The organism is Candidatus Woesearchaeota archaeon, from assembly GCA_016180285.1.
Classification (GTDB): domain Archaea; phylum Nanobdellota; class Nanobdellia; order Woesearchaeales; family JACPBO01; genus JACPBO01.
In genome coordinates this window covers 20,074-30,214 of the sequence record JACPBO010000005.1, presented here as the reverse complement: position 1 = coordinate 30,214, position 10,141 = coordinate 20,074, and the positions used below count along the sequence as shown (strand labels likewise).

15 protein-coding genes are annotated in these 10,141 nt (G+C 37.1%); 12 read left to right on the top strand and 3 right to left on the bottom strand.

The window, feature by feature from the left end; all coding sequences use genetic code 11:
• Positions 1 to 79: 79 nt before the first annotated feature.
• Complete coding sequence (locus HYU07_01200; protein ID MBI2128832.1) at positions 80 to 1,222, top strand: aminotransferase class I/II-fold pyridoxal phosphate-dependent enzyme; 1,143 nt, start codon at positions 80 to 82, stop codon at positions 1,220 to 1,222.
• Here HYU07_01200 and HYU07_01195 read toward each other — a convergent pair.
• A complete protein-coding gene (locus HYU07_01195; protein ID MBI2128831.1) occupies positions 1,210 to 2,463 on the bottom strand; it encodes a hypothetical protein in 1,254 nt (417 codons plus the stop codon). The two genes, HYU07_01200 and HYU07_01195, sit on opposite strands and share 13 nt — an antisense overlap.
• Positions 2,464 to 2,515: 52 nt before the next feature.
• On the opposite strand from HYU07_01195, the gene HYU07_01190 reads away from it, so the two are divergent.
• From HYU07_01190 to HYU07_01150, 9 genes are all read left to right on the top strand, one after another.
• Entirely contained in the window at positions 2,516 to 2,818 is a 303-nt protein-coding gene (locus HYU07_01190; protein ID MBI2128830.1) for a ribonuclease P, read from the top strand.
• 85 nt (positions 2,819 to 2,903) lie between these two features.
• The gene (locus tag HYU07_01185) at positions 2,904 to 3,359 is read left to right on the top strand and encodes a hypothetical protein (protein ID MBI2128829.1); all 456 of its coding nucleotides are present in this window, start codon (positions 2,904 to 2,906) and stop codon (positions 3,357 to 3,359) included.
• Positions 3,356 to 3,502: a hypothetical protein gene (locus tag HYU07_01180; GenBank protein MBI2128828.1), complete on the top strand. Its 147-nt coding sequence runs from the start codon at positions 3,356 to 3,358 to the stop codon at positions 3,500 to 3,502. The genes HYU07_01185 and HYU07_01180 overlap by 4 nt, the downstream gene beginning before the upstream one ends.
• On the top strand, positions 3,502 to 3,960 hold the full coding sequence (locus HYU07_01175; GenBank protein MBI2128827.1) for a hypothetical protein: 459 nt from the start codon (positions 3,502 to 3,504) through the stop codon (positions 3,958 to 3,960). The genes HYU07_01180 and HYU07_01175 overlap by 1 nt, the downstream gene beginning before the upstream one ends.
• A gap of 2 nt (positions 3,961 to 3,962) precedes the next feature.
• Positions 3,963 to 4,430 carry a hypothetical protein gene (locus HYU07_01170; protein MBI2128826.1) on the top strand — a complete coding sequence of 156 codons (468 nt, stop codon included), beginning with the start codon at positions 3,963 to 3,965 and terminating at the stop codon, positions 4,428 to 4,430.
• A gap of 66 nt (positions 4,431 to 4,496) precedes the next feature.
• Positions 4,497 to 4,748: a diphthamide synthesis protein gene (locus tag HYU07_01165; protein MBI2128825.1), complete on the top strand. Its 252-nt coding sequence runs from the start codon at positions 4,497 to 4,499 to the stop codon at positions 4,746 to 4,748.
• Complete coding sequence (locus HYU07_01160; GenBank protein MBI2128824.1) at positions 4,745 to 6,091, top strand: MATE family efflux transporter; 1,347 nt, start codon at positions 4,745 to 4,747, stop codon at positions 6,089 to 6,091. The genes HYU07_01165 and HYU07_01160 overlap by 4 nt, the downstream gene beginning before the upstream one ends.
• Before the next feature lie 150 nt (positions 6,092 to 6,241).
• A complete protein-coding gene (locus tag HYU07_01155) occupies positions 6,242 to 6,691 on the top strand; it encodes a hypothetical protein (GenBank protein MBI2128823.1) in 450 nt (149 codons plus the stop codon).
• A 61-nt stretch (positions 6,692 to 6,752) separates the two neighbouring features.
• Entirely contained in the window at positions 6,753 to 7,430 is a 678-nt protein-coding gene (locus HYU07_01150; protein MBI2128822.1) for a hypothetical protein, read from the top strand.
• An 11-nt stretch (positions 7,431 to 7,441) separates the two neighbouring features.
• Here the strand turns inward: HYU07_01150 and HYU07_01145 are convergent, their stop codons facing one another.
• Positions 7,442 to 7,846, bottom strand: coding sequence for a divergent PAP2 family protein (locus HYU07_01145; GenBank protein MBI2128821.1), 405 nt, complete (start codon positions 7,844 to 7,846; stop codon positions 7,442 to 7,444).
• A gap of 51 nt (positions 7,847 to 7,897) precedes the next feature.
• On the opposite strand from HYU07_01145, the gene HYU07_01140 reads away from it, so the two are divergent.
• Positions 7,898 to 9,370 carry a radical SAM protein gene (locus tag HYU07_01140; GenBank protein MBI2128820.1) on the top strand — a complete coding sequence of 491 codons (1,473 nt, stop codon included), beginning with the start codon at positions 7,898 to 7,900 and terminating at the stop codon, positions 9,368 to 9,370.
• 13 nt (positions 9,371 to 9,383) lie between these two features.
• Here the strand turns inward: HYU07_01140 and HYU07_01135 are convergent, their stop codons facing one another.
• On the bottom strand, positions 9,384 to 9,716 hold the full coding sequence (locus tag HYU07_01135) for a winged helix-turn-helix transcriptional regulator (GenBank protein MBI2128819.1): 333 nt from the start codon (positions 9,714 to 9,716) through the stop codon (positions 9,384 to 9,386).
• A gap of 103 nt (positions 9,717 to 9,819) precedes the next feature.
• Here HYU07_01135 and HYU07_01130 point away from each other — a divergent pair, with 103 nt between their 5' ends.
• Positions 9,820 to 10,080: a hypothetical protein gene (locus HYU07_01130; protein ID MBI2128818.1), complete on the top strand. Its 261-nt coding sequence runs from the start codon at positions 9,820 to 9,822 to the stop codon at positions 10,078 to 10,080.
• The last annotated feature ends 61 nt before the right edge of the window (positions 10,081 to 10,141 follow it).

Sequence of the window (10,141 nt, the reverse complement as noted above, 5' to 3'; positions counted from 1 at the left end):
TTTTTCATGATTTTTATTTTTTTCTTCAAAATTTATTTTTTCAAAATATAAAATAAAAATTAACAAAGGTGATTAAAAAATGAACATCGAAACAATTGCAGTCCATGGCGCTGGCGGCTGTGATCCGCAGACAGGCGCAATCGCCACCCCAATAATAACCGCAAAGAACGGCGCGTTCAGGGGAATAGAAGACCCGATAAAGATAGAATACTGCAGAACCCAAAATCCTACAAGGGAGACATTGGAAAAGACAGTTGCAGAGCTTGAAGGAGGAAGTAATGCATTTGCATTCTCTTCAGGAATTGCTGCAATAAACTGCGTATTCCAGACATTGGGCAGAGGGGATCATGTTGTTTTCAGCAAAAAACTATACGCAGGATCAATCAGGTTGTGCGACCTCATACTGTCAAAGTTTCTGGAGATTGACTTTGTTGATCCTATCAATACAAAAAGCCTGAAAAAAGCCATAAAGCAGAATACAAAATACATTTTCATAGAAACTCCGACTAATCCTCTGCTCGAGATTGTTGATCTGGAAGCAATCAAGGATATTTCATCTTCAGCAGGCGTTCCATTTATTGTTGACAACACTTTTGCAACTCCATGTTTATTGCGGCCTTTTGAATATGGCGCGGAAACAATAATCCACTCAACAAGCAAATATCTCGGAGGGCATAATGATCTTGTCGGCGGGGTTATTGTAACAAGAAACAAAGGATTGGCTGAAAATCTTAAGCTTTACGCCAAAACACTTGGAGCAACGCCATCGCCTTATGATGTTTACAACACGATAAGGGGAATAAAAACCCTTGCATTGAGAGTGAAGAAGCACTGCGAAAACGCCCAGATAATCGCTGAATTTTTAGCCGGGAATGCCGATGTTTCAAGAGTTTATTATCCTGGCTTAACTTCTCATCCCGGGCATGAAACTGCAAAAAAGCAGATGAAAGGATTTGGAGGGGTTGTGTCTTTTGAAGTCAAAGGAGATTATAAAAAATTCGCAAAAAACATAGCAGATAATGCGCCTCCTATTTATCTTGCAGAATCCCTTGGCGGAGTTGAATCATTATTAACGCACCCGGCTACAATGAGCCATGCTTACTTGACGAAAAAGCAAAGGGCAGAAATCGGGATCAAGGACAATCTGTTCAGGCTCTCGCCAGGCATAGAAAACAGCGAAGACATCATCGCTAAATTAAAAGCCGCGCTTTACAGCTCATGAACGACTCTTACACCCAGCCCAATGACCCTTTTTATTTCTCTTTCAAGATAATTCTTAAACCCCTCGATATCAATATCCTGCTCTTTTTCCCTCATTAGCGAATGCTCTCTTTGAAATTTCTGCAGCCCATATTGGAATTCATTTAACTTGTCTTTTAATTCGGCATGCTCCTTCATTACAGTTGCTGCTTTTATCTTTTCATCAAACATCTTTGCCGAGTTTTCAAGGTCCTCAAGCTCAATCAAAAACTTTTCAAAGAAATCCCTGTCTAGTTTTTTAATAAGCTCCAAAGTTCTTTTTTTCTTGTCTTCCTTGAGGTCTAGTCCATCAATATTTTCACTTAATTTTCCCAATAATTCCAATACCCTGAATTCTTCATCCTTGATTAATGTGTTTATGGGGTCGGCTAAGTAACCATGCGCAATCGCTTCATCCATTGCCATTCTCTCGTATTTCTTAAGCGCCTTTTCAAATGTGCCGAATATGTTCAGGAAATTGGCTTTATGCTCTTTTATCCTGGCTGAAATCCTGTCTTTTTCCTTTTCAAGCGCTTTATAAGCCCTAAATTCATTATTTTCCTGCTTTGCATTTAATTCTTCTTCAGTATTTTTTATTTTGTTTTTTATATTTTCAATTTCGATTTCAATGGCTTTTATTTTTTCATTCAGTTCCTTTTTAAGCTTTATTTTTTCCTTGATGTTCTTCAATTCGCCCTTTATCATGCCAAATCCAATCGGCCCTCTTTCCACCTGCTTTCTTAAGTCATTTACAATCAGCTCAAATTCCTTTACATTCTGGGCTATTTTCTTCACATCAGTTGCAAAAAACTCATTTAAAACATAAAAATTCTTTGAGGTGTTCTTTCCGAATTCATTCAGGCTGCTTGAAAAATTGCTGCTGAAGTCCAGGATATTCTCATACTCCTTTTCATTGGGAAGGGCAAGCTGCTCTAGGAAATATCCCAGCTTTCTTATGTAAGCTCCCCTGTTGCCTTCCATCACTTCTTTTGCCTTTAGAGGAATATTCGGGTTCATCAGCTGGGCTTTTTCAAGCTCCGTCATATTTGTTTTAAGCTCCTCTTTCTTGCTTTTTATATCGGAGAATAAGGTCATTATCGAATTATTGAAATTACCAAATCTTTCGCTTATCTTTTGGTCTAGCCAATTCTCAGCTTCTTCCAGCCTTACTTCCTCGAGCTCAGCCTTCTTTCCGAAAGAAAACAATCTTTGAAAAAACCCCATACGTGAGAGTAATAGCAAATTTATTAAATACTTTTCTGTTTTATACTGCAATATGGCTAAAAAAGACAAAAAACCAAGATCAGAAGTAATAAAGGAAATCGGGCAGATGTTCGTGGAAGCGGCAGATGCTTTTAAAAAAAATAAAAGCAAAGCCAATGATCTCGTCAGGAAAGCCCGCAATCTGGCGATGAAGTCAAGGTTGAAGGTGCCCTCAAGGCTGCAAAAGAGCTTCTGCAAGCACTGCTATTCTTTTCTTAAGCCAGGCATGAACTGCAGGATCAGGCTGCAAAGAGGAAAGTTGATCTATTACTGCCTTGAGTGCAAGAGATATATGAGATTTCCGTATAAATCTTAGTTCATAGTAATTTAACAGTAGTGACAAAACCGAAAGATTTAAATACTAGCTCTAACCTTGTTTTTTACGTTGAGGTGGATAAAATATGAATGATGAAGAAAGAAAAGATTGGATTAATAATATAAAAGTGCATTTAATATATGCGTGCTTTGGACTTGCTGTTGTATCGGCAGTTGTAGCTATTAATGCAGTACGTAAACAAAGCGCTCTTACACTTGATAGAATAGCTGAACATCAATCACTACCTTATAGAATTTATAAAAACAAAGAGGAAAAAGATCTGTATGTGAAGATCACAACATTGACAGGCATTCATTATTTCTCAGTTGAACGAAAAACAGCAAAAACGCCTCTCGGTTTAGTTGATGATTCCTTAAAAGTAGGCAAAAAAGGGTATAACCATGAATTGCTGACAAAAATACTTTATGATCTGAATAATGAAACATTGGCTAAAACAAATTCAGTAAGGTCAGACAGAACTTATTACGGCTTAGGCCCTGAAATACCGAAACCAGATTTAGAGGGATTAACAGGAAAATGAAAGAAGAATCTGATTTCGAGGACGATGAAGATTTCATGTTCGACGAAGTTACTGGAGGCAGGTCCAAGAAGCCTGTCATGAGCGTCCTGAACAAGAAGAAAGTAAGCAAGTACGAATTAGATGACTTGTTTGCAGGGGAATAATGATAAAAAATATAGCTGCAACTGGAGAAGATGCTCAAGGCAAGTATTCTATAAATCTTGATCTCGAAGGAAGATCTGCCCAAATAGATATAAGACTTAAATCTGAAAAGTTTAATTTAATTCAGCGATTTAATTTTGAAAATAAATTTTTGAAGCCTAATTGTATTTCTTTTTCCCATAACCGCCAGTTACAGAGCAATTATTTTTTTGGGGTAACTGACGAGGAAATAGATATAAAAACTAAATTGTATAAAAATACATACCTTATCAAAATCATACGTCAAGAACCATATCCAACATGGTTAAAAGTAGACTCTTTCAAGGAAGATGTTGGAGAGATAGTTGGAAATCTTAAATCATATTATCCAGATTTTGATGATGCAACAATAGAATCATTATTAGACGCAAAAATAAGAGAAGCAAAAGGCAAAAACAAACTTTATTTCTTAAAGAGATAAAAATGGAAGGAAAAAAACTTTCCGTGCACAATGTAGTTTGTTGTTATGAGCGTAAAACAATATATGAAGCAGTTAGTGAAAAAAGCCAATCAGATATAACTCTGAACTTGGAGAAAGGTGCAGATATTTCTGAATTTTATGAAAAAATTAAAAATGAGTTAAAATTAAAATATGGAGGCCCCACATCAACTAACTTAGCTGATGCATTTGAGGATAAATTAGCTACAATAAATCTTTTTAATTATGATCCTTGTGCAAAAGACAGCGGCTCAATCAGTATTGTGCTTAGCAAAAAAGCCAAGGAAAAAAATAAATCAGAAATTTTAACTAGTTACATTAATGGAGTTAATGAAATAATTATCACATGCGCTGAATATTGCGGAATCGAATTGGTGTGTGGCGAAGTTGAAATCAAAAGCGTGCATGAAGAAAGGAGCGCATTTAAAACACCAAAATTATTTTTCAGTTAAAACGAAATATGCGCATTTGGCTTAAAAATAAAAACCTTTAAAAACAAACCTATTTCTTTATTTGCCATGGATTATGATCTGGAGCTTGACAGGGCAATCGCCGAAATAAAAAAGCAGAAAGCAAAGCTAGTCTGCATTCAATTGCCAGACGGCCTGAAGCCGAGGGCAGATGAAATAAAGGAAGCAGTGGAGAAAAACATAAAGGCAAAGGCACTGATCTGGCTCAATTCCTGCTTCGGCGCCTGCGATGTTCCAGAGCATGTTGAAAAGCTGGGGGTTGATCTTCTCATACAGTGGGGGCATTCTAAGTTCAGATGAGCAGGCTCGATCTGACAAAAGGCAATATCCTGAAAACTCTTGTTTTTCTTGCCTGGCCTGCTTTTATCGGAGTGCTTCTCAATGCCTTTTACAATGTCGTAGATACGATATGGATTGGGAGATATAGCACTTTGGGAGTTGCTGCCACTTCAATGGTGTTTCCTGTTTTTTTCATAATAATCGCTTTAAGCGCAGGAATTTCAACAGGCACAGCATCTCTTGTAGCCCGCTATCTCGGTGCAAAGAAAAACAAGGAAGCAGACAATGCCGCTGAGCATTCTATTCTGATTTCGCTTTTTTTTGGAATTTTGATTACAGCAGCAGGCATAATTTCTGCTGTTCCTTTATTCAGGCTGCTCGGCGCAACACCGGAAATATTCAGCATGACGTTGGCTTATGCCAGGATAATTTTTTCCGGGTCTGTTTTTGCATTCCTATACATGACATTAAGCGCAGTATTAAGGGCAGAAGGCGATACAAAAACACCGACAAAAGTGCTGTTTTTTACAACCATGGTTAACTTTATTCTTGACCCATTCCTGATTTTTGGCATTGCCGGATTGCCTGAAATGGGCGTTGCCGGAGCTGCCATTGCTACAGTATTCGCGCAGTTTATAAGCTGCGTCATATTGCTTCGCCATATATTGAAAAAAAGAAGCGTTATAAGGCTTAACATTAGGGATTTTAAATTTGATTTCTCTATAATAAGGAAAACTCTTTCAATAGGCGTGCCAAGTTCGCTTTCCAACGTGTTTACATCCATAGGATTCATGTTTCTCATGAGAATCGTCAGCATTTATGGAACCTATGCAATAGCCGCCTATGGCATCGGCATCAGAATGGATGCAATAGCGATAATGCCCGCAATTGCCTTAACAACAGCTGTTCTGACAATGGTCGGCCAGAACATAGGCGCTAAAAAAATATACCGGGCGGAAAAAACAGCATGGGTTGCCGCTGTTCTAATAAGCATTTTCATGCTCTTTATCGGATTGTTGTTTTTTATAAATCCTGGAATCTGGATAAGGATATTTACAAGCGACCCTGAAATTATAAAAATCGGCTTTTGGTATTTCCGCATTATCTCGCTTTCCTACATATTCAAAGGATTTCAGTTTGTCATGAGCGGCGCATTTCAGGGCAGCGGCAAAGTAATTGCGCCTGCGATTGTAAATATCAGCGCATGGCTTGTATTTGCAGTCCCTCTTGCATACTTAATGGCGGTAAAGCTCGGCTTCGGCCTGATAGGCGTGTGGATCGCAATGTTAATGTCAGCAATATACGGCGGGCTGGCAAATATGTTTTTGTTCGCCAGAGGGCATTGGAAAAGGGCAAGTCTCTAGAATGGTTCTGTAATATATAAACCAATAATCAATTAAAAAGATTATTTTGTAATCTATTACACACTTAATTTTTCTGCAATGCATAAAACTAAAACTATTTATATGAGTTAGTCATTAATGTGCAACAGAATAAAAAAGGAGTTATAGCAAATGAACGCAATAATATATTTTTCAATATTGATCGTAAGCTTTTTAGGGCTGATAGCTGGCGCAGTAATCGCGAACATGGCGAAAGAAGAGCTGAAAGCAGGAAGAAGATATTTCTCATTGATGCAGGATTTTCTGGCTGTTTTGATTTTATTCTTTATATTTGAATTCTATGAATTAAATATATTTGTTATCGTGCCTGTTCTATTGGCTGTTTTTTTACTGCTTTTTTATTTTAAGAATTCCATGAAATACGCCGATATGGTGATCTACTCAATATTCGCCATAATCTTTTATTTGTCCTCAAAAAGCATTAATCTGTTCTCTTTGGAAGCGTCTTTGATCTTCCTTTATGGATTGCCGAGCGGATCTTTGATAACTAAAGAAAGAGTAAAAAACATTCTGAAAATGGCAGTTTTTATTTTGATAGCAGGTGTTTTGTTTTTTATTTAACAGTAGTAACAAATAGAAAGATTTATAAAGGATTACGTATTGCCATAAACGAATAGTTAAAATGGAGAATGAACCAACTTTAGAGGACTTATTGAATGTATTGAAAACATCAGGTTACCCTGAAAGATTGTGTAACGCTGTAGAAAAAATAAAGGATGCTGCCAAGAGTATAGAAAAAACAATACTAGATGGGGCGGAGTTTGATGTTAAGGAAGTGTGCAACAAAGTTTGTTCAGTTTTTATACAATATTGTTCTGAAGCTAAGGAATTTTCACTCTACGAAACTTCTATTCTTGAGTGGAGCATGAATGAGCTGAAAAAAATCGGTACGGATGCTATGAAGCAAAGAAAATTGTTTGAGTTTTATGAAACGACTTCTAATCAGCCAGATTATACAATGTGGAGCATGCCTGAAAAACCAAATGCGAAGGTGTTTATAAAAGAAGGAGATGAATTTTATATGCGAACAATGGAATTTCCTAATTTAAAGATGGGACAATATGACGAAATTGACTTTATAGATATTGATTGTGAAGCCGTAATAACGGAGAGCAAAAGAGAGCCTTGGAAAAAGAATTATAAGAGGCTTGCAGATATAATACAAGAAGAAGCCAAAGCTTATTCTGTGATGTTAGTGCGATATTCTAAGGCAGTTTCTGATAATGAAATTAGGCATATGGCAAGCATTTTTCTTGCAAGGTTTGCTCTTCATAAAAGAGACCAGCAAAAAAATGCTTAAATCATAATTCGTTAAGTAAGGATCACCGCAACAACAATCCCAATAGCAATCCCCGCCAACACGTCCCATAAATTATGCCCGACTTTCTCGTCAAGTTTTTTTGCTTTGTTCAGCTTATTCAATATTTCAGCATGCCTTCCGACTTCTCTTCTGACTCCAACTGCATCTCGTAATACAATAATCAAAAATGCAAGAGAAACCGCAAAAAGGACTGAAACGCCCTGCAATAAATATATTGCTGCTGTGATTGCAGAAACAAATGCAGCATGCGCGCTGGGCATTCCTCCCAATCCGATGAAAAATTCCGGCTTAAACTTCTTCTCCTTAACAGAAGCAATAATTACTTTGATTAACTGAGCTATAAACCAAGCAGCAATTCCTGTAATAATTATCTTAACAGCATTCGCATCAATCATAAGCGCATATTAGCACTAAATATTTATAAACCTTGCCATTATTCTGGATGCATGATAACAATCTTAGACTGCTATACAGATGAGCCTTCTGGCCTGGGAGTTCCGCCTTATTTGGGAACTTATCCAAGGTATATTGCAGGCCATTTTATTTCAAACAATACTGGTTCTGATCTGGCCTATATAACGATAGACGATCTAAGATTTTTTAAATATTACAGTTTGGATGAAAAGAAAAAAGAAATCAGCAGAAAAACAAACATTAAAATTTATAATTTGACAAAAAACCATGCTAACATTAAAAATATCCTGGAAAATACAGTGAAATTAATAATAATCCTTGGCGTCCACACGCCAGGGAAATATCTCTCTGCATTGCCGGGAACTTTAAAAGAAGTTTCAGGTCTAATCAGAGATTACAGCTTTGAAAAAATCCTCACAGGACCGGCAGTTTTCGGCACTCAGCTGGAAGGCGGAAAATTCTCTGAAAAAACAGATTTAAAAATTTTCAGCAAAATAGAGCCATTCAACTTCAAATATGATGAAATAAAGGAATATGCAGTTAAAGGAGCAGAAATAATAAAGCAGATTCCTGATTTAAGAGTCATTGAAATCGAAACATCGCATGGCTGCCCGAGAAAAAAGGGCTGCTCGTTCTGCACAGAGCCTATAAAACACACCTTAGAATTCAGAAACAAGGAAGACATTATAACAGAGATTGGGGCATTTTACGATTTAGGATGCAGGTATTTCAGGATAGGGAAGCAAAGCTGCTTTTACAGCTATCCTTATGCAATTGAGCTGCTTAAAGAAATAAGGGAAAAATTCCCGAAAATTGAAGTTTTGCATATTGATAATGTAAATCCTGTTATGGCATTATCAAAAAAAGGCGGGGAAATAACAAATGCAATAGCGAGATACTGCACAGCAGGCAATGTAGCGGCTTTTGGAGTCGAAAGCTTTGATCCAGTTGTTTACGAGGAAAACTGCCTTAACTGCGCAGCAGAGCAGGCATTGGAAGCAATAAGGATCCTGAATAAATACGGCTCTGAAAAAGGCGATAATGGAATGCCCAAATTTCTGCCCGGAATAAATTTATTATTCGGATTGAAAGGCGAGTCAAAAGAAACGCATGAAAAGAATATGTTTTACCTTAAAAAAATATTGAATGAAGGATTGCTGCTGAGGAGGATCAACATAAGGCAGGCTGCAATATTTGAAGGAACTGACTTATACGATACAGCGAAAAACAAATTCATGAAAAAGAACAAAAAATATTACTGGAAATGGCGCAATGAGATAAGGCAGACTATTGATTTTCCAATGCTGCAGAAGCTAGTGCCCATAGGAACAATCTTAAAGGATGTAAGAGCAGAAGTCTATGACGGCAATACAACATTTGCAAGGCAAATTGGAACTTATCCTCTTATTGTAGGAATAAAAGGGAGATTTGAATTAAACAAATTCTATACTGTGAAAATAACCGGCCATATGCTCAGAAGCGTTGTTGGGGAGATTGTTGGATAAACACCTTTGGCTTTTATGCTGAAACCATAAGTGGCTTTTTCTGCCTGTCAATTTCCTTATCAGAAGCAACTTTCATAACACGATCATACAATTCAAGAAGCGACTTTACAAATTCATTGTTTAGGTTTAACCTGTAAAGCTGCATATTGCCGAATTTCCTTGCAGCAACTATTATTTTGTTTTTTAACAGCTCATCCATCATCCTGTAAAATGTGGCTCTTCCTATTCCGGCCTGCTCTGCGATGTCGGATATGCTGTATTCCAATCCCCTGCCCGTTATTAGCATATCCAGTACTTTGATCTTTGGCGAATCTCCAAGGAACTTTACAAATAGTGTTGTTTCCATGCGATATTGGTAATAACAGCGCGTATATAAATGTTTCGTTTTGAAACAGCACTGTATCATAATTATGCACAATATTAATAAGCAAGCTCAAAGGCATACGGCCATGGAAAAAAGGGAACTGCAGAAATTCTTTATCAGAAAATTAAGGAATTTTTCTCCTCCAAAATGGGGCGCATCACATACCGAAGAAAGAAATTTGTTCAAAGGCATGCCAAAACATCTTATTGGGAGAAAAGAAGTTAAAGATGCATTGGAAGAGCTGTACAAGGCAGGCTTTATAAACAGGTATAAGAAAACACATGAACTTCATGTCTCCCTTAATATTGGCAAAAAGAAAGAAATAGAAGAGTTCTTGGAATGTTGAAGATAGCAGGTGTTATTCCCTACACACATCAAAAAACGAAATGTTTATATATGTCATAGTA

What these genes read in the sequence shown, in the direction of transcription:
- HYU07_01200 (MBI2128832.1), top strand. Translation starts at nt 80, where the DNA reads ATGAACATCGAAACAATTGCAGTCCATGGCGCTGGCGGCTGTGATCCG.
- HYU07_01195 (MBI2128831.1), bottom strand. Translation starts at nt 2,463, where the DNA reads ATGGGGTTTTTTCAAAGATTGTTTTCTTTCGGAAAGAAGGCTGAGCTC.
- HYU07_01190 (MBI2128830.1), top strand. Translation starts at nt 2,516, where the DNA reads ATGGCTAAAAAAGACAAAAAACCAAGATCAGAAGTAATAAAGGAAATC.
- HYU07_01185 (MBI2128829.1), top strand. Translation starts at nt 2,904, where the DNA reads ATGAATGATGAAGAAAGAAAAGATTGGATTAATAATATAAAAGTGCAT.
- HYU07_01180 (MBI2128828.1), top strand. Translation starts at nt 3,356, where the DNA reads ATGAAAGAAGAATCTGATTTCGAGGACGATGAAGATTTCATGTTCGAC.
- HYU07_01175 (MBI2128827.1), top strand. Translation starts at nt 3,502, where the DNA reads ATGATAAAAAATATAGCTGCAACTGGAGAAGATGCTCAAGGCAAGTAT.
- HYU07_01170 (MBI2128826.1), top strand. Translation starts at nt 3,963, where the DNA reads ATGGAAGGAAAAAAACTTTCCGTGCACAATGTAGTTTGTTGTTATGAG.
- HYU07_01165 (MBI2128825.1), top strand. Translation starts at nt 4,497, where the DNA reads ATGGATTATGATCTGGAGCTTGACAGGGCAATCGCCGAAATAAAAAAG.
- HYU07_01160 (MBI2128824.1), top strand. Translation starts at nt 4,745, where the DNA reads ATGAGCAGGCTCGATCTGACAAAAGGCAATATCCTGAAAACTCTTGTT.
- HYU07_01155 (MBI2128823.1), top strand. Translation starts at nt 6,242, where the DNA reads ATGAACGCAATAATATATTTTTCAATATTGATCGTAAGCTTTTTAGGG.
- HYU07_01150 (MBI2128822.1), top strand. Translation starts at nt 6,753, where the DNA reads ATGGAGAATGAACCAACTTTAGAGGACTTATTGAATGTATTGAAAACA.
- HYU07_01145 (MBI2128821.1), bottom strand. Translation starts at nt 7,846, where the DNA reads ATGATTGATGCGAATGCTGTTAAGATAATTATTACAGGAATTGCTGCT.
- HYU07_01140 (MBI2128820.1), top strand. Translation starts at nt 7,898, where the DNA reads ATGATAACAATCTTAGACTGCTATACAGATGAGCCTTCTGGCCTGGGA.
- HYU07_01135 (MBI2128819.1), bottom strand. Translation starts at nt 9,716, where the DNA reads ATGGAAACAACACTATTTGTAAAGTTCCTTGGAGATTCGCCAAAGATC.
- HYU07_01130 (MBI2128818.1), top strand. Translation starts at nt 9,820, where the DNA reads ATGGAAAAAAGGGAACTGCAGAAATTCTTTATCAGAAAATTAAGGAAT.